General features: G+C 56.0%; 20 protein-coding genes. 12 read left to right on the plus strand and 8 right to left on the minus strand.

Features of this window, described 5'->3' with window-relative positions:
* Positions 1–2 precede the first annotated feature (2 nt).
* From ACFSNN_RS04170 to ACFSNN_RS04180, 3 genes are read right to left on the minus strand one after another with little or no spacing between them, the layout of a single operon-like run.
* A complete protein-coding gene (locus ACFSNN_RS04170; protein ID WP_134466019.1) occupies positions 3–2,099 on the minus strand; it encodes a 3-hydroxyacyl-CoA dehydrogenase NAD-binding domain-containing protein in 2,097 nt (698 codons plus the stop codon).
* Between the two features lie 24 nt (positions 2,100–2,123).
* Positions 2,124–3,155: an NADP-dependent oxidoreductase gene (locus ACFSNN_RS04175; protein ID WP_134466018.1), complete on the minus strand. Its 1,032-nt coding sequence runs from the start codon at positions 3,153–3,155 to the stop codon at positions 2,124–2,126.
* 18 nt (positions 3,156–3,173) lie between these two features.
* Positions 3,174–3,905 carry a carboxymuconolactone decarboxylase family protein gene (locus tag ACFSNN_RS04180; protein ID WP_244323225.1) on the minus strand — a complete coding sequence of 244 codons (732 nt, stop codon included), beginning with the start codon at positions 3,903–3,905 and terminating at the stop codon, positions 3,174–3,176.
* A gap of 213 nt (positions 3,906–4,118) precedes the next feature.
* Here ACFSNN_RS04180 and ACFSNN_RS04185 point away from each other — a divergent pair, with 213 nt between their 5' ends.
* The 11 genes from ACFSNN_RS04185 (at position 4,119) to ACFSNN_RS04235 (ending at position 16,613) form a co-directional block, all read left to right on the plus strand.
* Positions 4,119–5,378, plus strand: a complete 1,260-nt coding sequence (locus ACFSNN_RS04185; protein ID WP_134466017.1) for an acyl-CoA dehydrogenase family protein — start codon at positions 4,119–4,121, stop codon at positions 5,376–5,378.
* A 54-nt stretch (positions 5,379–5,432) separates the two neighbouring features.
* Positions 5,433–6,533, plus strand: a complete 1,101-nt coding sequence (locus ACFSNN_RS04190) for a phosphotransferase family protein (RefSeq protein WP_134466016.1) — start codon at positions 5,433–5,435, stop codon at positions 6,531–6,533.
* 57 nt (positions 6,534–6,590) lie between these two features.
* Positions 6,591–7,781: an acyl-CoA dehydrogenase family protein gene (locus ACFSNN_RS04195; RefSeq protein WP_134466015.1), complete on the plus strand. Its 1,191-nt coding sequence runs from the start codon at positions 6,591–6,593 to the stop codon at positions 7,779–7,781.
* Positions 7,778–8,881, plus strand: a complete 1,104-nt coding sequence (locus ACFSNN_RS04200) for an acyl-CoA dehydrogenase family protein (RefSeq protein WP_134466014.1) — start codon at positions 7,778–7,780, stop codon at positions 8,879–8,881. Before ACFSNN_RS04195 ends, ACFSNN_RS04200 begins: the two co-directional genes overlap by 4 nt.
* Positions 8,882–8,941: 60 nt before the next feature.
* Positions 8,942–9,736, plus strand: coding sequence for an enoyl-CoA hydratase/isomerase family protein (locus tag ACFSNN_RS04205; protein ID WP_134466013.1), 795 nt, complete (start codon positions 8,942–8,944; stop codon positions 9,734–9,736).
* Positions 9,737–10,032: 296 nt separating this feature from the next.
* The gene (locus ACFSNN_RS04210) at positions 10,033–11,328 is read left to right on the plus strand and encodes a spinster family MFS transporter (protein ID WP_134466012.1); all 1,296 of its coding nucleotides are present in this window, start codon (positions 10,033–10,035) and stop codon (positions 11,326–11,328) included.
* A gap of 93 nt (positions 11,329–11,421) precedes the next feature.
* Complete coding sequence (locus ACFSNN_RS04215) at positions 11,422–12,174, plus strand: SDR family NAD(P)-dependent oxidoreductase (RefSeq protein WP_134466011.1); 753 nt, start codon at positions 11,422–11,424, stop codon at positions 12,172–12,174.
* A gap of 27 nt (positions 12,175–12,201) precedes the next feature.
* Positions 12,202–14,154: an oxidoreductase gene (locus ACFSNN_RS04220; RefSeq protein WP_134466010.1), complete on the plus strand. Its 1,953-nt coding sequence runs from the start codon at positions 12,202–12,204 to the stop codon at positions 14,152–14,154.
* A gap of 100 nt (positions 14,155–14,254) precedes the next feature.
* Entirely contained in the window at positions 14,255–15,151 is an 897-nt protein-coding gene (locus tag ACFSNN_RS04225; RefSeq protein ID WP_134466009.1) for an SDR family NAD(P)-dependent oxidoreductase, read from the plus strand.
* Positions 15,148–15,906: an SDR family NAD(P)-dependent oxidoreductase gene (locus tag ACFSNN_RS04230; RefSeq protein ID WP_134466008.1), complete on the plus strand. Its 759-nt coding sequence runs from the start codon at positions 15,148–15,150 to the stop codon at positions 15,904–15,906. Before ACFSNN_RS04225 ends, ACFSNN_RS04230 begins: the two co-directional genes overlap by 4 nt.
* Before the next feature lie 14 nt (positions 15,907–15,920).
* Positions 15,921–16,613 (plus strand): carboxymuconolactone decarboxylase family protein, encoded by a 693-nt coding sequence (locus tag ACFSNN_RS04235; RefSeq protein WP_134466007.1) that lies wholly within the window; start codon positions 15,921–15,923, stop codon positions 16,611–16,613.
* A gap of 255 nt (positions 16,614–16,868) precedes the next feature.
* Here ACFSNN_RS04235 and ACFSNN_RS04240 read toward each other — a convergent pair whose 3' ends face one another.
* The 5 genes from ACFSNN_RS04240 to ACFSNN_RS04260 are packed head-to-tail and all read right to left on the minus strand — an operon-like array spanning position 16,869 to position 21,728.
* Entirely contained in the window at positions 16,869–18,404 is a 1,536-nt protein-coding gene (locus tag ACFSNN_RS04240; RefSeq protein ID WP_134466006.1) for a class I adenylate-forming enzyme family protein, read from the minus strand.
* Positions 18,397–19,194: an SDR family oxidoreductase gene (locus ACFSNN_RS04245; protein WP_134466005.1), complete on the minus strand. Its 798-nt coding sequence runs from the start codon at positions 19,192–19,194 to the stop codon at positions 18,397–18,399. Before ACFSNN_RS04245 ends, ACFSNN_RS04240 begins: the two co-directional genes overlap by 8 nt.
* On the minus strand, positions 19,194–19,541 hold the full coding sequence (locus tag ACFSNN_RS04250) for an EthD family reductase (RefSeq protein ID WP_134466004.1): 348 nt from the start codon (positions 19,539–19,541) through the stop codon (positions 19,194–19,196). Before ACFSNN_RS04250 ends, ACFSNN_RS04245 begins: the two co-directional genes overlap by 1 nt.
* Before the next feature lie 17 nt (positions 19,542–19,558).
* On the minus strand, positions 19,559–20,494 hold the full coding sequence (locus tag ACFSNN_RS04255) for an enoyl-CoA hydratase/isomerase family protein (protein WP_244323222.1): 936 nt from the start codon (positions 20,492–20,494) through the stop codon (positions 19,559–19,561).
* 52 nt (positions 20,495–20,546) lie between these two features.
* Positions 20,547–21,728: a porin gene (locus ACFSNN_RS04260; RefSeq protein ID WP_134466003.1), complete on the minus strand. Its 1,182-nt coding sequence runs from the start codon at positions 21,726–21,728 to the stop codon at positions 20,547–20,549.
* A gap of 416 nt (positions 21,729–22,144) precedes the next feature.
* Here ACFSNN_RS04260 and ACFSNN_RS04265 point away from each other — a divergent pair, with 416 nt between their 5' ends.
* Entirely contained in the window at positions 22,145–23,476 is a 1,332-nt protein-coding gene (locus ACFSNN_RS04265; protein ID WP_134466002.1) for an FAD-binding protein, read from the plus strand.
* Positions 23,477–23,484: the final 8 nt, after the last annotated feature.

The following is a 23,484-nucleotide window of genomic DNA, read 5'->3' on the forward strand; positions in this document are numbered from 1 at the left end:
GATTACGCTTGATAAACAGGCCACTGGTTAGTCCTGGCAGCTTCAGCGAGGGACTGCGCAGGCCTCCACGTATCACCGTAAAGCTTGTGATATTCCTGAACCATTTTGTAGACCGTCTGTAGCCCCGTTTGCTGCGCCCAGAACATAGGGCCGCCGCGATAGCTCGGGAAGCCGTATCCGTTGGTGTACACGATGTCGATATCGCCCGCGCGCTGTGCTGTACGGGAGTCGATGATGCGAGCACCCTCGTTGACCATGGCGCACATAATGCGTTGGACGATTGCTTCGTCCGAGATCTCACGGCGTTCGATACCGGCATCGGCCGAAACCTGGACGATCAGCGCCTCGATTTCTGAACAGGGCGTAGCAGTGCGACCTTCGTACCTGTAATAGCCGCTACCCGTCTTCTGCCCGAATCGACCCTGTTCGCAGATTCGATCAGCGAGCACAGAATAACGCTCATAGGCAGGGCGCGTGCCTTTCTGTTCCCGTTCCTGACGAATGCGCCAGATTACGTCCAGGCCTGCCATATCGCGCATGGCGAACAGGCCCATAGGGAAACCGAACTGATTGAGTACACGGTCGATTTGCCACGGCGTTGCACCTTCCTCGAGAAGATAGTCAGCTTCGCGGCCGTAGGCACCCAGAATACGATTGCCGATAAATCCTTCTTCGTTTCCGGCGAACACTGCGATCTTACGCAAGGCTTTAGTGACCTTGAGTATGGTTGCAGAGACTTCATCCGAGGTCTGCGAACCTTTGATAACTTCTACCAGCTTCATCACGTGAGCAGGGCTGAAGAAGTGCATGCCGACCACTCGCTGCGCACGACGAGTCACGTTCGCAATCAGATCGATATCGAGCGTGGAGGTATTAGTCGCCAGGATAGCTTCAGGTTTGGCTACAGCATCCAGATCCCTGAAGACACTCTGTTTTACGCCGAGGTCTTCAAAAACAGCTTCGATAATGAGATCGCACTTCGAAACCGCCACGAGGTCGCTGGAGATCGAGATCAGATTAAATGCGCGATCCGCCTTTGCGCGAGCCATGGAACCGCGAGCGACTGAGGTCTCGTAGTTGCCTTGAATAGCAACGATAGCCCGTTCTAGCGCTTCATACGTGCGGTCCACGATGACGACTGACATGCCGGCGCTCGCACAGGCTTGCGCAATGCCCTGGCCCATAGTGCCTGCGCCGATAACGGCTACAGATTTGATATCCAGCGGCGTTGCCTTGTCAGTGCCGGGAACTTTGCCCGCTTCCCGTTCAGCGAAGAACAGGTGACGCAAAGACATGCTTTCAGGGCTGTGCTCGCACTCCTGGAACGCTTTCTTCTCGAGTGCGCAACCTTCGTCAAAGGTCAACGCGCAGGAAGCTTCGAGGACGTCGACAATCTTCTGCGGGGCCACTAGGCCGCGCCACTTCTTTTGATTTTTTTTACGATAGACTTCGAACACTGCGGGGTCTACGTTGTTATCAGAGCCTTTGATAGCGCTCAGGTCCCGAGCGAGGGTGCCCTTGCTAATCAAGTCTTGCGCGAAGTCTGTCGCTGCCGAAACGAGATCCACGGCTGGGTCACTAACCAGATAATCGATAACACCCCATTCGTGTGCTTGCTCTGCGGATACAGGATTGCCCGATGTCGATACGTCCAGAGCAACTTGAGGCCCGGCGAGTCGGAGCCACCACTGCGTCCCGTAGCCGCCGGGCATCAAACCGAGTTTCACTTCGGGTTGTCCGATCTGGGCTTGCGACTGAGCTATGCGCCACGTGCACGAGAGCGCGAGTTCGAGGCCGCCGCCCAGTGCCATCCCATGAATAGCTGCGATAGATGGCTTGGAACTCGTGCCCAATGCGTCGAGGATCTTGTACAGCGAGGGTCCTTCGTACGGCTTGCCGAACTCGCTGATATCCGCACCTGCAACGAATGTACGGCCAGCGCATGCAATGACCAGCGCTTCTACGTCGTCTTCAGCTTGCGCGCGCTCGATCGCGTCCATGAGACCGCGACGAACGCCGACGCCGAGCGCGTTGATAGGCGGGTTGTCGATCGTAGCGACAGCAATACCGTTCGATTTTGAGTAGGAAACGTAGGACATTTGAGTTCTTGAGTTGTGGGTAACTTAGCGTACAGGGTCCGCGACCTTGACAATCAGGCGGCCTTTATGCGCTCCAGTGAAGAGGCAGTCGTAGACATCGGGTATAGCCTCGAACCCTTCCCGGATATCAATGTCGTATTTCAACCGGCCCTCGGAAATCCATTCATTGATAGACTTGAACATTGCCTGCGTTCGAGCTCTGTCTCCGAGAATGGAGCTGACGAGGAAACCGCGGACTTGTGCAGTCTTGACAACGAGGTTCCAAAGATTCGAAGGCCCTGGTTGATCGTTAGAGGCGTTGTAGCGGCTAATCATGCCGCAAATTGCGATCCGCGCATTCCGCGCCAGGTGATTAAGCGATGCTTCAAATAACGAGCCGCCCACGTTTTCAAACAGCAGATCGATCCCTTCAGGGAGAATCGTGTCTAGCTGGGTGTTCAGATCGCGACCTGAGCGGTAGTCGATACAAAAGTCATAGCCGTAGTCATCGACCGCGCGTTGGCATTTAGCGCTGCCACCCGCAATACCGACGACACGGGACGCGCCTTTAATCTTTGCGATCTGGCCTACGAGGGAGCCGACTGCTCCAGATGCACCCGAGACAAGTACCGTATCGCCTGATTTGAAATCGCCAACGTCGAGAAGACCGTAATAGGCAGTCAGGCCGATAGTGCCCCGCACGTGCGTAAAGGACGCGAGATCCGAATCAGCGTCCGCTTCCACGACGTAAAACTGTGATGCAGGAGCGACAACGTAGTCGCTCCACGTTCCGAAGCCCCATACGAACTGACCTTCACTGAGCTCAGCACCCGGTCCCGTTCTTATTATTTGTCCGAGCATAACTCCGCGCACGGGCGCTCCTAGCGGCAACGGTGCAGCGTAGTTGCCCGACGCATTCATGAGTCCGCGAATAGCAGGGTCCATAGCGAGATACAGAACACGTACCAGCACTTCACCGTCCCCAGGAACGGGCATGTCTCGGTCTTCGCGTGTGAAGTCGCCTGACTTGATGGCGCCCTGCGGGCGATTAGCCAGTATCCAGTTTCTGTTTTTCATTGCGGAACCTGCGGTGTATCAGAGGTGTGCGGCAGCGGCCATTACGGCCGCGATGCCCGCAGAAGGAACGGAGCACAGAATAGCTTCGACGAGTTCGGCATCCGTCGCCTGGACGGCACGTGCTGCGCCGATATGGCGAGCAACCATCGGGCTGTAATCCGAAGCGAGCACGGCGACGAGGCATAATTCCGCGTATTTCGGCTCGATGGTGTTGCAGTAGATCGTTCCCTTGCGCATCAAGTAGTACGCGTCCGCACCCTTGGGCGACAAATCGAGCATTTTCTGAAGCGGAACGGGGATAGTGCCGAAGTATTTCCTGAAATCAGCCTCGGCCTCGCCCGGAGCTACGACCTGGTGCTCATAGTCAACGATCGGGCTCTTGGGATCGCGCGGATACACCTGGCTGATCACGCCTTGATATGCGAGCGCCGCACCTTCACCGCGAAGGCTACTCAGGAGGATCAATCCCGAGATTGCCTCTTTGTTGGTCAGGCCGAGCTCTTGCGCGATAGAGAGCGCACGGCTGGCGACGTCGGTGTAGCCCTTGTTGATCGCAGCAACAGCGACGAACAGAGTCTTGAATTTCGCGGGAATCGCGCCATCGATCTCTACGATATCGCGGAACAGTTGGTAGCCCGACAGCGTGTAGGGCGCGATTTCGCGCAGCAGTTCTGATTCGATCAGTGGGTTCACGGCCATGAGTTTGCTCAGATGGAAGTCTACGAAAACGATAGAAAATGCTGTATCCATGCTATCGACCGACTGGTCGGGCGTCAACCCCATGTCAGCCCTAATTAGTAACCCTGGGAAACTCGGTTTTTCGGGAAAATATGTAGGCGCACGGTTGACGCCCGACCAGTCGGTCGAGTACCCTCCAGTCAATAGCAAGTACGCGATAGCACGCCGTTTCTGTATTGCAGCAAAGGGCGTGCACGTCATGAGCATTGTCTTAGGGAGACTTGGATGAATTTCGAGCAATCGAAAAAATCGAAAGAGTGGTATGGCCGTGTCGAAGCTTTCATGAACGAGTACGTTTATCCCGCGATCCCCACGTATCACGAACAGCACGCAAAGATGGATCGCTGGAACGAAACTCCGGCGATCTTCGAAGAGCTCAAGGCTAAGACCAAAGCCGCAGGCCTATGGAATATCTTCATGCCGCCCTCGAGCCATGACGACGAATACTTCACCAGCGTCGGGCTGACGAATGTCGAGTACGCACCGATCGCGGAACTCATGGGGCGAGTCTCGTTCGCTTCGGAAGTGTTCAACTGCATGGCGCCCGACACCGGTAACTTCGAAGTCTTGCACCGCTACGGTACGCCGAGCCAGAAAGAGCAGTTCATGATTCCGCTGCGTGACGGTCTCACGCGTTCGGCTTTCCTGATGACGGAGCCTGCTGTCGCTTCGTCGGATGCGCGCAACATACAAACGGAAATCAGGCGCGATGGCAACGAGTACGTGATCAACGGTCGCAAGTGGTGGTCGTCGGGCGCTGGCCATCCCAAGTGTGGGTTCTTCATCGTCATGGGAAAGACAGACCCTACGGCTTCGACATATCGCCAGCAATCGATGATTCTCGTGCCGGTCGGTACTCCCGGTGTGACCCTTGTACGTCATCTGAACGTGTTCGGTTACGACCACGCGCCGCATGGCCACTTCGAAGTCGTACTCGATAACGTTCGCGTGCCCGCAGAAAACATACTTGTGGGTGAAGGTTGCGGTTTTGAAATCGCGCAAGGTCGCCTTGGGCCGGGTCGTATTCACCATGCCATGCGTACGATTGCTTCAGCTGAAGTCGCACTCGAGCGCATGGTTATCCGTTTGATGTCGCGGGAAGCGTTCGGCAAGCGAATTCACGAACATTCGATTTGGGAAGAGCGTATCGCCCACGCTCGAATCAATATCGAAATGGTTCGTCTGCTGTGCCTGAAGACTGCACACATGATGGACACTGTGGGCAACAAGGAGGCGCAAGGAGAGATCGCAATGATTAAGGTCATCGCTCCGCAAGTCGCCGAACGCATCATCGATATGGCAATTCAAGCTCACGGCGGTGGTGGCGTGAGCCAGGACTTTGGCCTGGCTGAGATGTATGCCAATACGCGTATCGTGCGTCTTACCGATGGCCCTGATGAAGTGCATTGCCGTGCCGTCGCCCGACTGGAGTTCAAGAAGCAGGAAGGCCGCCAGTATAGCGATATCCGCGCGTACTCGAAATAATCGAAGGCGAGACCTACCGGTCTCGTTTTCATACAGCTATAGAGGGCTACAAGATTGAGTACGCTGAAAATGCAGGCTGCTGAGCCTAAGCGCTACATTGGTGAAGTCAGTTCAGTTCGTGAAGGGAGTCGCTTCGATGAAGCGTGTCTTGCCACGTATCTGAATGACACGATCCCGGGATTTGGCGGCCCGATGATCGTGAAGCAATTCGAGGGCGGGCAGTCTAACCCTACGTTTTTGCTTGAAACACGGAGCGGCAAGTATGTATTGCGCCGTAAGCCTGAAGGCGTGCTGCTGAAGTCGGCACACGCGGTGGACAGAGAGTTTCGAATCATCAAAGCGCTTTCGGTTGCAGGCGGCATTCCTGTCCCTCAAGCGCTGGTGCTTTGCGAAGACGACAGCATTATCGGCAGCATGTTCTATGTCATGCGCTTCGTACCCGGACGTGCTTTCTGGAATTGCAAAATGCCGGACGTTAGTCGTGAAGACCGGGCGGCGATCTACGATTCTGCGAATGAAACGCTCGCGAGATTGCACTCGATCGACTACAACCAGATCGGCCTGCTGGACTACGGTCGTCCCGGAAATTACTTCTCGCGCCAGATCTCGCGTTGGTCGACACAGTACGAAGCTTCGAAGTCGGAAGACATTGCAGAAATGGATAAGCTGATCGCGTGGCTGCCTGGTCAGGTCGCAGCGGACGATCAGCGCTCGTGCATTGCTCACGGCGACTTCTCCTTCCACAATCTGCTAATCCATCCGACTGAGCCTCGTGTAGTTGCGGTTCTGGATTGGGAACTGTCGACCATCGGACACCCGATGGGTGATCTCATGTATCACACTATGGAGTGGTACAGGCCGCAGGGCGTCGATGCTCGCGGCACGTTGAACGGCGCAGACCTGCATGCCTTGGGTATTCCCAGTTTTGAACGGTACGTCGAGAGCTATTGCGAACGCACGGGATTCAGGATCGAAGGGAACATCGACTTCTACAAAGCATACAACCTGTTCCGTGTCGCCGCCATTCTGCAAGGCGTCGCACAACGGGCTTCGCAGGGCAACGCTGCGTCGGCTCATGCGGATACAGTGACTAAGCTGATTAAACCGCTGGCTAAGGCTGCATGGGAGTTCGCACTCGCTGGCGGGGCTGTGTAATCCAATCACGAGAGGCCTTGTACCATGCCTCTATCGATTCTATTTGGCGACAATCATATGGACGATACGATCAAATCTGCACGCGCGCGGGCTGAGGCATTAAGTTCGGAAATACACGAATTCTGTAAGACCGAGATGCCTGCCGGTCTTCTCGATCGGTCCCGACGTCACCAGGTACTGAGCAAAGAGGACTATCTTTGCTGGATGCGATTGTTGCAGGAAAAGAATTGGGGTACCGCACACTGGCCCGTAGAGCATGGTGGGCAAGACTGGTCTCCGCTCGAACGTTTCACATTCGAGGATCAGTTTGCTCGATTGGGTTGCCCGTGGGTGATTCCGTTCGGCGTCAAGTACGTAGGACCGGTTATCTATAAGTACGGATCGCCGAAGCAGAAAGCACGATTCCTGCCGCGCATCGTCAACAACGAAGACTTCTGGGCTCAAGGCTATTCCGAGCCCGGTGCAGGCTCTGACCTGGCAGGATTGCGCACGACCGCGGTTCGTGACGGTAACTACTATGTCGTCAATGGTCAGAAGGTGTGGACGACCTACGCGCAGTGGGCCGATTGGCTGTTCTGCCTCGTGCGTACCGGCGACTCTCAGACCAAGGCGCAAAACAGTATTTCATTCTTGCTCATCGACATGAAGAGCGAAGGCGTGACGGTCAAACCGATCGACACGATGGACGGCTATCACCATGTGAATGAAGTGTGGTTGGAAAGCGTTCGCGTCCCTGTTGAAAACCTGGTCGGCGTTGAAGGGCAGGGGTGGACGTATGCCAAGTTCCTGCTCAAGAACGAGCGTACGGCTGGCGCTACAGTCGGCATGGTCCGTCACGCACTAGATCGACTCAAGCTCGCTGCCGCAGAGCGTGGTGAACTCGAAAGCCCGCTAACGCGTAACCGCATCGGTGAATTCGAACTGCGATTCCTGGCACTCGAACAGGTGGCATATCAGTCTGTTGAAGCCATGATGAACGATACGGAGAATGGCGGCGAGGCCTCGCTAATCAAAATCCGTTCATCGGAACTGTACCAGGACGTCGCGGAAGCTACGGTTGAAGCTCTCGGTATTGAAGGGCTTCCGTTCGATATCGAGGCGCTGCACAACGGAACCGAACCGCCGATTGGCCCCGACGATGCGGCTGGGGTACTTAAAGATCACTTCTATAACCGTGCGGCCACGATCTTCGGCGGTGCATCGGAAATCCAACGCAACATTATTGCTAAGGCCGTTCTCGGACTATGAGTGCAGATCAGGAAATGCTCGCTCTGCTCGCTGAGAGCATTGGGCGCTATACGACCGATCACTACGACTTCCAGAAGCGTCACGCAGTACTCAAGGGGGCTCGGAGCTATAGCGAGCAGGCGTGGAGAGACTATGCTGAATTTGGCTGGCTGGCTTTGACACTGGGAGAAGACTTCGGCGGTCTCGATGCTGACCCCACTACACTGGGTCCGCTCATGGAAGTTATCGGCCATCGCATGCTCATGGAGCCAATTCTATCGAGTGCTGTCATCGGAACCCGATTGGTTTCCCTGTTGGGCAGCGCGGAGCAGAAGGATCAGATTCTTCCGACTCTGATTGATGGATCGGTAAAGCTCGCAGTGCTTGATCCTGCAGCGCCACCTTTGCAGTGGCTGACAGCATCGAAGAATCGACTGAGCGGTACTGCACCTATGGTGTTGCACGGTGATTTAGCCGACAAGTTCGTCGTGCCGGCAAAAGATGCAGACGGCGAACTTCAGGTTTGCGTAGTCGCGGCACAGGACTGCATTCGAAAAAATTATCGATTGGTCGATGGGCGTGGTGCTGCATCAGTCAACTTTGAAGGCGTAGTCGCCCAGCGGCTGGGTACTGACAACAGCGCTGAGACAGTAGAGGCTGTATTGGCTAACGTCGCAGACGAGGGTGTAGTAGCGCTCTGCGGTGAGACTTTCGGTATTGTCAACGCGCTGGTTGGGGCCACTGCTGATTACCTGAAGGTGCGCAAGCAATTCGGCAAGGCCCTGGGTGCTAACCAGGCACTCCAGCATCGCATGGCTGACATGTACATGATTCAGCAGGAAGTCGGAGCGCTCACGAAGGCTGCGCGGTTATCAATGAATCAACCTCATGCAGACAGAGGTCGGATCATCAGCGGAGCAAGGTCGTATATCGGCAGGACGGCTCGCATTGTAGGTAATGAAGCTGTTCAGATGCACGGGGGTATCGGCATTACCGAGGAACTCGACGTGAGCCACTATTTTCGTCGCTTGATAGTCAATGCAGTCTTGCTCGGCAGTCTCGATCACCACTTTGAGAATTTTGTCAAGCTGACATTGGCTAGCAGCAAGAGCCAGCACTAGATATGGAATGCCCCATTCGATCTCCCTTGGGGCGTTAGTTTCTGAGTAAGGAGTGGCGCAATGAGTGAAAAGAATGCAGCAGTATTCGCGCTTCGTTCGGGAGCGATTGTCGAAATCGTACTGAATCGCCCCCAGGTGCTGAATGCCGCAAACGTACAGTTGGCGTCCGACTTCCTGTCTGTGTGCCAACGGATTGCCGGCGATCCCGGTGTTCGTTGCGTTGTCTTGCGCGGCGAGGGCAAGGCGTTTATGGCTGGCGGCGATCTCGCTGAATTCACTGCAGACCCCGGTCATGCTGCCGATGTTGCCGACGCGCTGATTAAACCGCTGAACGAGGCGGTGACTATACTTTCCCAGATGTCGGCACCAGTGATCGGTAGTGTTCACGGCGCGGTCGCAGGGGCTGGCGTGAGCCTGGCGCTGGCGTGTGACCTGGTGATCGCCGCGGACAACACGAAGTTCAACATGGCGTATTCAAAGATCGGCGCTAACCCGGACGTGAGCGGTTCGTGGACGCTGCCTCGTGCGGTGGGCTTGCATAAGGCTATGGAGATCACGTTGCTCTCCGAGACCTTTGATGCACAGGCAGCGCAGCGTCTCGGTCTGGTCTACCGCATAGTCAGCAAGGGTGAACTGGCTCAAGAGACGATGAGCCTCGCAGATCGACTCGCTAACGGGCCTACACGGTCGTTTGGCGTCGTCAAAAACCTGATTCGAAATTCGTTCGACCGAAGCTTGAATTCTCAACTCGAAGCTGAGCGTCTGGGTTTTCGCGAGTGTGCGGCAACGAATGATTTCAAGGAGGGCGTCGCTGCTTTCCAGCAGCGACGCACGCCTCTGTTTACCGGTTCATGAGCATCTATGTGGGTATTCGCCACCATCGCGGCATGTTGTAAAAGAAATAATCAGCAGCATCTTGAGATTTCTAAGAAAATCGAGTGGAAGTCGCCTATCAGGTTTCGTCTTGCCGCGACGTAAGACGCGTGGAGTCAAAAGCAATAGACGTTGGTCTATAAAAAACAGCCAAACACTAATCAGTTTGAGACACAAGGAGATACTATGAGGTACATAGGCGTAACCGCCCATGCTTATGAGAGGCATAAGCATGGAGCGCAGGACGAATCGTATGTGCTTTACCGGGGAGGCAGATAATGGTTAGCGCCGCCCAACGTAAATACATTCTTTTCTTGCTGTTCATGGTGTCGGTGTTCAACTACGTTGACCGCACGATTCTTTCTATCCTGCAAATCCCTATCAAGAAGGAACTGGGCTTGACCGATGCCCAACTGGGCATGCTCACAGGTCTAGCCTTCGCGATCTTCTACGCGGTACTCGGTGTGCCCATCGGGCGCCTGGCTGACTACTGGCAACGTCGTCGTCTTGTAGCAGGCGCGTTGACAGTCTGGACTGGTTTCACGGCACTCACGGGTATCGCAGCCGGCTTCGGGTCACTCCTGGGTTTCCGTATCGGCGTCGCTGTTGGGGAGGCTGGATCGATCCCGGCATCGCACTCGATTATCTCAGACCTGTATCCGCCTGATAAACGTGCTACGGCAATCGCGATCTTCGGCCTGTCGCTGCCCGTCGGGATCCTTTTGGGTTACTCCAGCGCTGGTTGGCTCGTGACTAACATCGGTTGGCGTGAAGCGTTTTTCGTTATCGGTCTGGCTGGCCTGATCGTCGTGCCGTTCATGTGGTTCGCAAAGGAACCGAAGCGTGGCACGTTCGATCCGGTTGAGGTGGCGAAGGCACCCGCGCCGTCTACAGCGGAAGCGCTGAAAATCCTGTGGAGCAAAACTGCCTATCGTTGGCTCGTTCTTGCGGGCGGCTTCCACGCCTGGGCATGGTATTCGGTTAACTCGTGGAATGCCATGTTCTACGTGCGTGTCCACCAGATACCACTGCCCACGGTTTCGTACTATCTGGCACTCGTGAACGGTATCGGCTCCGCGATCGGTATCTATGCCGGCGCGAGACTCGCGGACTACTTCGGTTCGAGGGACGTTCGCGGTCGACCGCGCGTCATCGCGATTTCGCAGCTTATCATGGTCCCGATTGCGATCGTCCAGTACCTCGTGCCGTCTCACGCCGTATCGATGGTGCTCGGCGCGATCACGATGACGATGATGCTCGTCTACTACGGCCCGATCGTGGCGGTTGCTCACCAGATGATGCCCGCTAACATTCGCGGCTTTACGTCTGGCGTGCTGACCCTCGTGGTGTCGCTGATCGGCCTGGGACTCGGACCTCTCGTTACTGGCTTCCTGAGCGACAAGTTCACGGCTGCCTATGGCGTGCAGGGTCTGGGTTATGCGATTTCCGTTACGGTCTGCGCGTCGTTAGTCTCGGCATTCATGTTCTGGCGTAGTTCGGTACATCTTCCCAACGAAGTTTTGAACAAGGAACCCGTTAAGGAAGCTGAACTTCTTAAAGAAGCGGTTGTTTAAGTGCTGCAGTCGTACACGCTGTGTCGCTCTCAACGTGGCACCGCGTGATCTCCTTTATGCGAAGCTAAGTTAACTTGAATCTGGACGTCGAGAATGAGCAAGCTTATTGACAACGTCGCACTGATTACGGGGGCAGCACGGGGTCTTGGTGCCGAGATGGCGCGCGTGTTTGCACAGCAGGGGGCAGCGGTACTCGTAGCTGACGTGCTTGATGGCTCGGAAGTTGTGAATGAGATTATCAGGACCGGCGGCTCTGCCAGGTACGTCAAGCTCGACGTCACCAACGAAGTGGAATGGAAACGCGCGGTTCAGGATGCCGTCGACAACTTTGGCAAGCTGGACATCCTGGTGAACAACGCAGGCATCGTTCCAAAGGTCGCTCCTATCGAAGAGCGGACGGTAGAAGAGTGGGATCGGGTGATGGCTGTGAACGTGCGTGGTGTGTTCCTCGGGACGAAGATCGCTATACCTGAGATGCGCCGTGCCGGGTCCGGTTCTATCGTGAACATATCTTCGATTGCGGCACTCGGACAATGGACTCATATGGAAGCGGCATATGCTGCCTCCAAAGGCGCTGTCCTGATCTTCACGAAGACGACTGCCGCTCAATATGCCAGGGATGGCATTCGCTGCAATTCGGTTCACCCCGGCCCGATTGATACGCCAATGCTCCGGACTACGTTCTCGGATGTCGAGGCCATGAACAGGCGTCTCGCGCGTATTCCTCTCGGTCGTATGGGCCAAACCCCTGAAGTCGTGAACGCCGCGCTGTATCTCGCATCTGACGACTCGTCGTATACGACGGGTACTGAGCTTACCGTCGATGGTGGCGCATCCGTGCTCTAGCGGTAGACAAAAATAGGAGACGAGAACATGGCATGCGAAAAACGGCCTCAGGCTTTTCCGCGGTTTTTTGAAAGTTTCAGGATTGGCAATGTCGAACTTCAAAATCGACTCGTGGCACTGCCGCATGGCACCTCGATGATCAAAGATGGCGCGATCATGGACGCAGACATTGCGTACTATGAGGAGCGTGCAAAGTCCGGTCTTGCAATGATTATCACGGGCGCTGCCGTAGTGTCTCGTACGTCGTATATTCGCTCAGGCAAACTCGTTGCCCCATACGACGAGGCTGTTTTCGAATCCCTGCAAAAGCGCGTGGACGCTGTGCACAGGCATGGCACGAAAATCGTAGGTCAAATCCTGCACCTTGGACGTGAAACTATCGGTGGTGAGTTCGAGAACGCACCGCTCGCTCCTTCGGTGATCCATAGCCCGCGCGACCCGTATGGTCCCAAGAAGCTCAATGAGGAAGAGATTCTCGAGATCGTTGAAGCGTTCGGTATCTCGGCAGCCAACCTCAAAGCTACGGGTCACGACGGCGTAGAGATTCACGGAGCACACGGGTATCTCGTCGGACAATTCTTGTCCGAGGCTACGAATTTCCGTGATGATCGATGGGGCGGCTCGCTCGAAAATCGTATGCGTTTCCTGCGTATGGTCATCGAGTCTATCCGCAAGCACTGCGGCGAAGACTTCATGCTCGGCTTGCGTCTTAGCGCTTCGGAGGAAATCGCGGATGGGATGGAAATCCCCGATGCAGTACAGATTAGCAAACTCATCGCCGCTGACGAACTCACGGACTATCTCAGCATTACGATGGGTACGCGCGGCCTCTACGTCAAGGATGCAACGCAGCCGAAGGCTATTGCAGCACGTGCGGCCGGCCTGATTCGTCAAGCTCCGGGCTTGCCTGTGATTGTCGGCCAGCGGATCAATAGCCCCGAGATCGCAGAGAAGGTGCTTGCTGAAGGTCAGGCGGACATGATCGGGATGGCGCGAGCATTCATCGCTGACGCTGACTGGGTCACTAAGGCTCGTGCCGGCCAATCTGAGCGTATCCGTCCCTGCGTTGGTCTGAATCAGGAATGTCGTGCATTTTCTCCGCATCTCCACTGCGCAGTGAATCCTCGCGCTGGTCGTGAGATGGTACCGGAATTCACCATCAAAGGTCCGCTGCGTAAGCGGAAGATCGCCATCATCGGCGGTGGCCCAAGTGGGCTCGAGACGGCGCGTGCTGCGGCTGACCGTGGTCATCAGGTAACGATTTTTGAAGCAACGGATGGGCTCGGGGGTCTGTTCCTCTACGCCGCTTCGTTGCCGGGCCGTAGCGATCTACGAAATCTCATCGATTATTTGCAAAGCGAGATTCGTCGACTCGGTGTCACCGTGGAGTTGAATCGTCGCATTGAATCGGCTTCCGAACTCGGCGGCTTTGACGTCGCTGTCATTGCTACGGGCTCGCAGCCGAATCCGTTATCGGAAGAACAAGCGGGCCCACACGTCAGGACGTGGTTTGAAGTCATCGATCAGGAAATGCCCATGCCTCACGGTCTGAGACGGGCGATCGTTATTGACGATGGATCCGCATTCTGGTGGACGTATGGCGTCGCCGAAGCGTTGATGAACGCAGGTTGGAAGATCACGATCGCGAGTCCCGGTGTGAGTGTCGCAGGACAGATTTCCACGGAGAGTATCGGGCCTTTGATTGCACGTCTGGGTAGCTGCGGCACTGAGTATCGTGTGCTGTCTATTCTCGATCGCATTACCGGGAAGGGCGTTTCGCTGATGAATGGTGGTTCCGGTGAAACGACGGAGTATGAATGCGAGCTCGTTGTCATCCAGACGGGCCGTACTTCACGAACTGCTCTGATTGATGCGCTCGAAGAATCTACCATGGAAGTACATTCCATCGGCGATTGCGTCAGTCCGCGTCGTGTCTCACACGCAATGCTGGAAGGTCAACGCCTCGGCTTGAGCTTGTAACGTGCTCAGATCATTCGGCAGAGTGCACCTGGCACCCTGAATTCAATAGTGCCCGGATGACTAACAGATGGCCGGGCACAGCTGATATGTGGAGAATCAAATGCAATCGTTCGAAGGTCGAGTGGCGGTAGTTACGGGCGGCGGTTCGGGTATCGGTGAAGCACTCTGCTGGCGCTTTGCTAGCGAAAGCGCGAAAGTCGTTGTCGCTGACGTCAACGAAGCAGAAGCGGCGCGTGTTGCGCAAGCTCTGAAAGATGCAGGGCACCAGGCTCTGGCAGTTCGCACCGATGTGACGAAGGGCGATCAGGTCGAGGCCCTGGCCAAGGCTGCTGTCGATACCTTCGGTTCGATCGATGTCCTGTGTGCTAACGCAGGTGTCGTTCCCTCGGGCCGCTATCGTCCAGTGTGGGAATACCCGATCGAGGATTGGAAGTGGTCGTTCGACGTCAACATGATGGGCGTCGTCAACAGCATCCGTAGCTTTGTCCCGCGCATGCTCGAACAAGGCACGGATGGTCATATCGTTGTCACGGCTTCGATCGCAGGTATCGTCAGCGGTTCCGCATCGGTTGCCTACGGCGCGGCCAAGCATGCGGCTCTGCGCATCACTGAAGGGCTGTATGCGGGTCTGAAGGAGCGTGATTCGAAGATCGGCGTAACGGCCTTGATTCCGGGTCTCGTCAATACGAAGATCTATCAGTCGGAACGCAACCGTCCGCAAGAACTGCAACCGGAAGGCGGCGCTCTCGAAGAGACGCAGGAGCTGAAGGCAGTCGCAGACAAGATGTACAGCGGCGCCCTGTCGCCGGCGGAGGCAGCGGGCATTGTGGTCGCTGCTATCCGCGCCAATCAACTGTACGCGATCACGACCACGGCGTTCGACGAGGCGATCAAGGAGCGTCATACAGCTATTCAGAATCGGGAAAATCCGCACTTCGCCACGCTGCTGGAAATGACGAAGCGCGATATCCGTAGCGGGGAGATGAAAGCGCAATGAGCCGACTTGCTAATAAGGTTGCACTTGTAACAGGTGCGGCTTCTGGTATTGGCTTTGCCACGGCACAACGGTTTGCTGAAGAGCAGGCCGTTGTGGTCCTCGCTGACCGCAACGGACCGTTGCTGGCGGAAGCACTCGCCAGGATCCAGGAGATTAGTCCCGAGACTGATAGTGCCTGCTTTGACGTCACGTCGGAGCAGGCGTGGAAGGATCTCGAAGCTACTCTTATGAATCGTTTCGGCAAGCTCGATGTCCTGATCAACAATGCGGGTTTCGGACACTTCCAATCGATTGCTAACCTCTCGTATGAAGACTGGAAAGCAACCGTTGCCGTGAACCTCGATAGCGTGTTCCTGGGCACGAAGTACATGATGCCTCTGCTCGCCAGGTCAGGCTCCGGCTCGATCGTCAATATGTCGTCCATGCGCGGCATCGTGGCAGGACCTAACGCAAGCGCCTACTGCGCAGCCAAGGGTGGTGTCAGGATGCTGACCAAGGTCACTGCACTCGAATGCGCGGAGGCCGGAAACGGTGTTCGCTGCAACTCAGTTCACCCGGGTCACGTTGAGACTCCACTGACAGCAGCGGCATACGCAAAACCGGAACTCGCTAAAGAATTTCTAGCTCACACGCCTCTCGCTCGTTTCGGCAAGGCGCGGGACATCGCTAATGCCTTCCTGTTCCTGGCTAGCGATGAGTCCAGCTACATGACGGGTTCTGAGTTGGTTGTCGATGGCGGTGTCACTTGCCAATAATCGCGGAGAACGAAATGGAAACGAAAAGCATGAGTCCGCTGCTGGACTCGAATGTACTGCGCAAGATCGCTCCCTATACGCTCGCTGGCTATTCGCGGTGGCGTCAAATCGTCAATACGGACGGTGCTATTCCTGCACGTATCAAGGCTCTGTACGTAGCAGTAGCTGCGAACACGAAGGGCTATCGTGAGATGGCCGAGCGTGAACTCGCGCGTGCGCACCAGCTGGGCCTCACGTACGAGGAGGCTAGCTCGGCGGGTATCATTCTCAGTAGTTCCCGTGGCGAAGGCGCTGCATTGCGGTTCTTGGCCCTCCTGGACGCTGAGTACCAGCTTGAATCTCCCGCGGCGGCTATGCCGGTCATCGACGTTGAGGCGGGGCAGGTCGAACAGAACTTCCTCAACTACTTCGGCGCCATTCCTCCGTCGCTGGGCAAGCTGATCGATCTGCTTCCCGTAGGTAGCGAAGCCTACTACCTGATGCGCGAAGGCACGATCAACGGCACGCCGCTCGGGGCGAAGTATTCGGAACTGATGCTTGTAACTATCCTCGCCGCCGACTATAGCGACTGGACGAACGTCCACATGAAGGGTGCGAGAACTGCGGGTGGGACTGATACCGAAATCGCGGAGTCGTTAGTCTGCGCTGTCCTGACCAGTGGTCTGTCGGCATGGGTTGTTGGAGCTTCCCAGATGGACAAGATGTAACCGCTGCTCTCGAGCTCGCCGGTACGTGGAGCTTGCATTTCAAACAAAGAGAGAGGCCCTTTTTAGAATTTGAATGGATTATGTGTATTAGCCGGAGTTCGATCTGACCGGTAGCCGTGGCCGATCGAGAAGAAGTGACCGTACACCGCCTGGTGCACCATTCATAAATGGGTGGGCGCACTGATGAGTAATCAGTGCGCCACACATTCCTCTTCCACTTGCCGCAATGGTCTCGCTTCCGACCCACCGCACGAACTAGCTTGCGCTCAGCAGCGCAATAGCGTTTTTCCGCAAGGTCTTTTTGTCGACCTTGCCGGTACTGGTAACAAGCATTTTGTCGACGATCACAAGATGCTCAGGCCACTTCTTCTTCGTCAGCCCGATGGCTTCCATATGAGCCGTCAAATCCAACAGTTGCAAGGTCGGGAAACCCGGCCGGATGACACAGATAGCACAAGCTTGCTCGCCGAGTTTCGGGTGCGGCACACCGACGACAATTGCGTTTTCGACGGCAGGGTGCTTGAGCACAGCGGCCTCGACTTCAGCCGGGTCAACGTTGTAGCCGCCACGAATTATCTGGTCCTTCAAGCGGCCAACAACCTTGATATAGCCGTCATGGCCGACAACGATTTCATCGCCGGTCAGGAAGTAGCCGTTTTCCGTCAGTCGATACTCCTGGCTGCCCAGTCCTTCTGCGTACTTAAGGAACAGCGACGGTCCCTTGACACCCGCTTGACCGCGCTCACCGGCGGGCAACGGGTTGAATTGAGTGTCGAGGGCTTGATCCTGAGTGCCGGGAAAGGACTTACCGTCTGAGTTTTGACGTACTTCCAGCGAGTCCGTGGGCAGGGCACTGCAATGGCCCATGCACTCAGACATGCCATACATGCGCAGTACCGGAATGCCAAGCAGTTCGTCAGCGTCTGCAATCAGTTGCGAGGTCATAGCCGAACCACCGACTGCGAGAGCTTTCAGCCGGCTACGCTTCGACCACTGACCAGAACGAGCACACTCGACCATCGTGTGCAGGTGCGTCGGGACACACATACCCCAACGGCAGTTATACTCTTCCATGAGTTCGAGCGCACGGCGAGGGTCCCACGCATCGACGATGATCAACGGATGGCCCAGCGACAGGCCGAAGTGCAGCGTGAATGTGAATCCGGGTGCGCTTCCGAGGGGCACTACGCCGACAATCGCATCGCCGGGTTCGAGACCGGCAATCCTGGCACTGGCACGTGTAGCGTAATTCATCCCGGACACAGAATGCATCACGCCCTTGGGGATGCCCGTCGTGCCGGAAGTGAAGGCAATAAGCGCGGCCTTCCTGTCGGCTTCGTCCCACATGCGATCCTGACGTTCGCACAGAGTGAGGTAGAGGTCTTTGACGCCGGGGATCGCTTTTGAGTCGGCGTCCGACGAACCGATAAGCGCTACGTGACCGAGACGCTGTTCGATGACACTGCGTTCCGATTTGCCGAGATCCGGCGTATAGGGGCAGGCAACGGCACCAACGCAGGAGATCGCGAGTGCTGCGCCGAATGTATTCGCAGTCTTTTGGCCTTCGAGCATCACGCGGTCGTGAACACCGATACCGCTGGCGCTGAGTTCTTGAGCGATCAGCGTCGCGAGCGCGTAGAGTTCTGAACGACTCCATCCGCGAGATGCCCCGTCTACGACGGCGAGTGCCTGTGGATCTGCTTCGTGCAGCGCACTGAACTGCTGCCAAAGCGAGGCGTCGGTCCAGGCTAGGCCATCGGCCGTATATTCGGTAATCCGGTTGTTAAGCAATTGTCTGCCCCCCGTCTACGATATAGGTTTGTCCGGTAATAAATCCGCCAGCGTCGGACGCCAGTAGAGCGACCGTACCCGTAAGTTCGATGGGTTTGCCGAACCGACGCAAGAGGATGCCATCGAGCAGTTTCGCTTTCTGATCCTCGGGAACAGTTTTCGTCATTCCAGTCTCGATAGAGCCGGGAGCAATGGCGTTCACGCGAATGCCGTGCGAGGACCACTGCGCAGCGAGATTGCTTGTCAGATGGACAATCGCAGCCTTGCTTGTTGTGTACGGAACGACTTGTCCTTTGTCTGGCGTGTAGGACAGATATGCGCCGACGGAGGCTACGTTAATGATCGAGCCGCCCTGGCCGCGTGCAATCATGTGGCGCGCGACGTGACGGCAGGCGAGGAAGGTACCTGTCACGTTCACGTCCATCACCTTCTGCCAGCCCGAGAGAGGAATTTCTTCAGGCAGACCCCACCACGAAGCGCCTGCATTGTTGATCAGAATATCGATTTGACCCAGTTCTTCGACAACTCGGGCAACGGCAGCCTCAACTTCAGCTTCGTTCGAGACATCGCAGCGCAGGCCCAGAGTTCGCACACCGAAGCGCGGCCCGATGTCATTTGCCACGGCCTCGCATTCTTCTACTTTGCGAGACATGAAAACTACGTTACAGCCCAGGTCAGCGAGTGCTGCACCCATTGCGATGGCCATCTCACCGCGACCGCCATTGATAACCGCAACGCGTCCGTCAAGACGAAAACTTTGAGCTACGAAACCTTTTTCAAGAGTGGACATCAGTTGCCGTCCTTAGGAGCGTGAAGAGCATACATATCTGCTTCTTCGGTAATCAGGGCAATACGCTTGCCTTTCATACGGGCCACGTGAGCAACGGCATCTTTCCATTCTTGCGATACAAATGCTGCATCGAGAGTCGCGCGATCCGGGAACGTCAGAACAGCATGGCCGTCGTATGCGGGCCCTTCAGGGTGATCGTAGTCATGCACAATCACCCCATGGCGATATGCCTGCAAGCCCGGCAATTTCCGGCCATACGCGGCGTGGTCACCTCGCCACCAGGTCGTGAACTGCTCCGCAGTCCACTCGGGCGGGCGAGAGGCCAAAATCACAAGGCTTACAGTCATCGTTGTTCTCCGTCTGCTTACTTACCGATCCACTTCGGCTGGCGCTTTTCCAGGAACGCGCGCACGCCCTCCTTGGCATCTTCCGAGTGGTGGACGACGTTACACGTCATCGTTTCAAGTGTGATCAGGCTGTTCGTGTCTGCGTCGAGGCCGCGGTTGACTGCCATCTTCGTCATCCACATGCAGAACGGCGATTTGTCGATCAGAGGCGCGCAGAAATCCTGGATCAACTGGTCGAACTCAGCGCGCGGCGCGCATGCGCTCATCAGGCCCCATTCTACACATTCCTTACCCGTCAGCAGCTTGCCCGTGAGCATCAGTTCCTTCGACTTGCGCATACCGATCATGCGCGGCAGACGATAGATCGGGCCTGCACCGCCGAAGAGAGCGCGGCGGATATGGAAGTCACCCACCTTGGCTTCTTCCGTTGCGAGTGCAAAGTCACACGAGATCATCAGCTCAAAACCGCCGGCGACTGCGTAACCGTCGACAGCCGCGATGGTCGGCTTCTTCATGTTGAATATCTTGTCATACGTACGTGCCGAGTCGATTGCCAGTTGCAGCGACGTAGACGTTTCCTGCAGCACCGGACCGACGAGCTGGCCGAGGTCAGCGCCTGCGCAGAACGTGTTTTCACGGCCACGGAACACCACGGCGAGAACCCTATTGTCTTCCGCTGCGCGGTCAACGGCAGCTTCGAGATCCTTCAGCAGTTGCGGGCTCACGCAGTTGCGAACGTGCGGACGATTCAGCCAAATCGTAGCGATGCCGTTGTCAGCAACTTCGTACTGGATCACGTCCTTCTCTTGGTTCACTTCGCTCATGTCAGTTCCTGTGTTAGTAATAGTCATAACAGTGCAGTGCCGGATACCAGCCCTTCCCGGAAGGGCGAGAGCCGTATCCTGAGATATTCGACCGACCATGCGGTCGAGTGACCAATTTACCACCGCCACTCACAAAGTCAATACTTGGAACAGCGAATTGGATCCTAAGGCGCCTTCTGGATTAGAAGCGGTGACGAATGCCAATAGTCACGCCAAACTGGTCTTTCGCACCTTGCGCGAGGTAGTAAGCATCGATGTTGCTGTTACCCGTGTTGTCCATGTCTAAAGCTGAGTTACGTGCATATGCCGTGACGACGTACACGTCGGTCCGCTTCGACAGGAAATAGCTGGTGAAGAAGCTGATTTGCCACGGGTTACCGATACGGGCATCAGCCGCAGTGGCGCTCGTCTTCATCGTTGACAGGTGATTGTAATAAAGTCCAAGGCCGCTCCTGATGAAGGGAGTGAACGAATACTGAGCGCCAGCCCAGAAGTAGTCGCCCCGATAAACAACAATGTCGTTCTGGTCGGTGGTACGCCCATAGCTGTAGCCACCCATGAATTTCAGGTCGCTGGTGACCATATAGCTGCCGCCAACAGCGATCTTGGTAGCAGTCCAGTTATCACCTGTACCCGTAGTCGCCATTGACGGGAAGAGTTGGTCAACGCCGAACGCCAACAGCATCGGGCCGTCCGTATAGGTCGCGCCCATACCCCATGCCGTGTTGTCGTGGAAGTGACCAGGGATCTGACCATTGCCGCCGTTAGCGACCGGACGACCATTGAAGTTCACTTGAGCCGCGCTAAAGCTGTAGTGACTTTCGACCGTGACCCTGCCGAAGTTTCCGACGTACTTGATTGAACTGTCTTGACGGTAGTTGCTACCCGTTTCTACAGTGACCGGCTCGTACATGGTTGCCAGGTTGATCGGTCCGAGCGTTGCCATAACTTCGAGCAACGACGTGTACTGACGACCGAGCGAGATAGCGCCCCAGTCAGCCGACTTAAGTCCGACGAACGCCATACGGCCAAACATACGACCGCCCTGTTGGAGCTGGCCGGTAGTCAGGCCGAAACCGTTCTCCAACTGGAAGAATGCCGACAGGCCGCCGCCTAGGTCCTCGTTGCCCTTGAAGCCCCAGCGCGAGTTCGACAGACCACCGCTCGAATTCAGGGACCAACGATTGCCGCCTGGCTTCGGTACGGGAAGGCCGTTTGCGCCCAAGCTGGGCGGGCCCGATGCCTGGTTAGTGACGAACTCAAGAGGGGCATCTACGACGCCGTACAAAATCATGCTGGATTCCGCGTGTGCTGCTTGAGCAAACGAAGCAAGTACAGTCAAAACGAGAAGCGTTTTTTTCATGTTTATACGTCTCCAAATCTTCGAACTATTTGTGGGAAATTCTGGTATCCATAGACGTAAAGCGTGTGGGCTAGTGGTCGCACTCTGGGTCCTGACTCATTGACGGACATAGAGGTTAACGCTCATTTTTTTAATGATCGGTAGTTCTAATCGATGGCATCCTTGATTAGATAAATTGCCTACAGCACTACTGCGGTACTCGAGCAGGTGGCGAATCTACTTGACGCTAATAAAAAATGTCAACAAGGGTAACTATGGGGTTACTTGCTTGTAGGCCACGGTGCCCGCCACGTACTTGCCGTGGTTGACGCCCGACCAGTCGGTCGAGTATCATTGGTTGCCATAAGACCTGATCTCAGGAGAAGGTGTCAAGCAGTTATTTCCATCTGAATCTGCGTAGATCTAAAGGAGACAGCGTGAGTCACGAAAAAATGGAATGCGACCTCCTGGTCCTCGGCTCCGGCATGGCAGGATTGTCTGCCGCTGGTTGGGCCGCTGAGCGAGGCGCACGCGTTGTCGTAGTTGAGAAAGCATCGACGCGAGGTGGCTCGGCTGTGTTGAGCGGAGGCGTTGTCTGGACAGCGACTTCAGCTTCCAAAATGTCGACATATGGCTGCGGCGATCCCAAGCTGGGCGCTGTCGTGCTCGACGCCTATCCTCAGGCGCTCGCGTGGATACGCTCACGCGGCATTCAGGTCAGTCCTGCGATGAACGTCCTGCATGGCCGTGGCTACGCCGTCGATCTGATCCACCATCTGGACGACTGCATTCAGATGGTAGAAAAGGCGGGCGGCTATATCGTTTACGAGACAACGACCGAAACGCTGCTTAAAGACGACACAGGGAGAGTCATCGGGGCTCGCACTGTATGTGCCGATGGCACTGTAGACGTCGTCGCTACGAACACTATTCTCGCAACGGGTGGCTATCAGGGTTCGCCCGAACTCCGTGCACAAAACATCCATGAAAACGCGCGCAACCTTCTCCTGCGCTCCAACCCGGTTTCGCAAGGTGATGGTATCCGTCTGGGTACGGAGGCCGGTGGCGTCTTCAACAAGGACAATAAGGGCTTCTATGGCCACCTGGTGACGAAGAGCCCGAACTGGGGCGAAGAGCGCTACTACACGGGCCTCAGCCAATACCACAGCGACCACTCTCTGCTGTTCAACGAGCAGGGCTTCCGTTACTGCGATGAAACCGAAGGCGATCATACGAACACGTATCGTACGGTTTTCGAAACCAATGCGCGCGCTATCGTGCTGTGGGACAAACGTATTCAGGAAACGTACGCGACGGCGCACGTTGTGCTTTCTGCGCCCCCGCTGGATAAATACAAAGTCGCTATCGAGAATGGCGGTGAAGGCGTACACACAACGAACATTGCTCAACTGGAGAAGTTCGCTATAGCTCACGGTTTCGACGGTGCGCAAGTCGTGAAGAGCCTTGCAGAGTATCAGGAAGGCGCTACCAATGGTTGGGAGAATTTGAATCCTCCGCGGCGTGAATCGGCTATCCCGCTGGATGGCGAGTACTACGCTCTCGTAGTGTATTCAGCTATTACGTTTACGTTCGGCGGTCTGATGATTGATACCGAAGCGCGCGTGCTCAAGGACGACGGCTCCGTGCTTTCGGGTCTTCTCGCAGCAGGCTCGGATGCCGGTGGCGCATACGGTATCGGCTACGCGGGCGGTCTTGCATTGGCGATAACGTTCGGTATCACGGCAGCTCAAACGGCCGGTTGGAAATAAGTACTGTA

Source organism: Paraburkholderia dipogonis (genome assembly GCF_042680985.1).
In the GTDB taxonomy this organism is placed as follows: domain Bacteria; phylum Pseudomonadota; class Gammaproteobacteria; order Burkholderiales; family Burkholderiaceae; genus Paraburkholderia; species Paraburkholderia phytofirmans.

Bases quoted from the DNA above. Each gene is read 5' to 3' on its own strand.
- ACFSNN_RS04205 (WP_134466013.1), top strand. From the start codon at position 8,942: ATGAGTGAAAAGAATGCAGCAGTATTCGCGCTTCGTTCGGGAGCGATT.
- ACFSNN_RS04200 (WP_134466014.1), top strand. From the start codon at position 7,778: ATGAGTGCAGATCAGGAAATGCTCGCTCTGCTCGCTGAGAGCATTGGG.
- ACFSNN_RS04215 (WP_134466011.1), top strand. From the start codon at position 11,422: ATGAGCAAGCTTATTGACAACGTCGCACTGATTACGGGGGCAGCACGG.
- ACFSNN_RS04195 (WP_134466015.1), top strand. From the start codon at position 6,591: ATGGACGATACGATCAAATCTGCACGCGCGCGGGCTGAGGCATTAAGT.
- ACFSNN_RS04235 (WP_134466007.1), top strand. From the start codon at position 15,921: ATGGAAACGAAAAGCATGAGTCCGCTGCTGGACTCGAATGTACTGCGC.
- ACFSNN_RS04185 (WP_134466017.1), top strand. From the start codon at position 4,119: ATGAATTTCGAGCAATCGAAAAAATCGAAAGAGTGGTATGGCCGTGTC.
- ACFSNN_RS04225 (WP_134466009.1), top strand. From the start codon at position 14,255: ATGCAATCGTTCGAAGGTCGAGTGGCGGTAGTTACGGGCGGCGGTTCG.
- ACFSNN_RS04170 (WP_134466019.1), bottom strand. From the start codon at position 2,099: ATGTCCTACGTTTCCTACTCAAAATCGAACGGTATTGCTGTCGCTACG.
- ACFSNN_RS04210 (WP_134466012.1), top strand. From the start codon at position 10,033: ATGGTTAGCGCCGCCCAACGTAAATACATTCTTTTCTTGCTGTTCATG.
- ACFSNN_RS04260 (WP_134466003.1), bottom strand. From the start codon at position 21,728: ATGAAAAAAACGCTTCTCGTTTTGACTGTACTTGCTTCGTTTGCTCAA.
- ACFSNN_RS04250 (WP_134466004.1), bottom strand. From the start codon at position 19,541: ATGACTGTAAGCCTTGTGATTTTGGCCTCTCGCCCGCCCGAGTGGACT.
- ACFSNN_RS04230 (WP_134466008.1), top strand. From the start codon at position 15,148: ATGAGCCGACTTGCTAATAAGGTTGCACTTGTAACAGGTGCGGCTTCT.
- ACFSNN_RS04220 (WP_134466010.1), top strand. From the start codon at position 12,202: ATGGCATGCGAAAAACGGCCTCAGGCTTTTCCGCGGTTTTTTGAAAGT.
- ACFSNN_RS04180 (WP_244323225.1), bottom strand. From the start codon at position 3,905: ATGGATACAGCATTTTCTATCGTTTTCGTAGACTTCCATCTGAGCAAA.
- ACFSNN_RS04175 (WP_134466018.1), bottom strand. From the start codon at position 3,155: ATGAAAAACAGAAACTGGATACTGGCTAATCGCCCGCAGGGCGCCATC.
- ACFSNN_RS04245 (WP_134466005.1), bottom strand. From the start codon at position 19,194: ATGTCCACTCTTGAAAAAGGTTTCGTAGCTCAAAGTTTTCGTCTTGAC.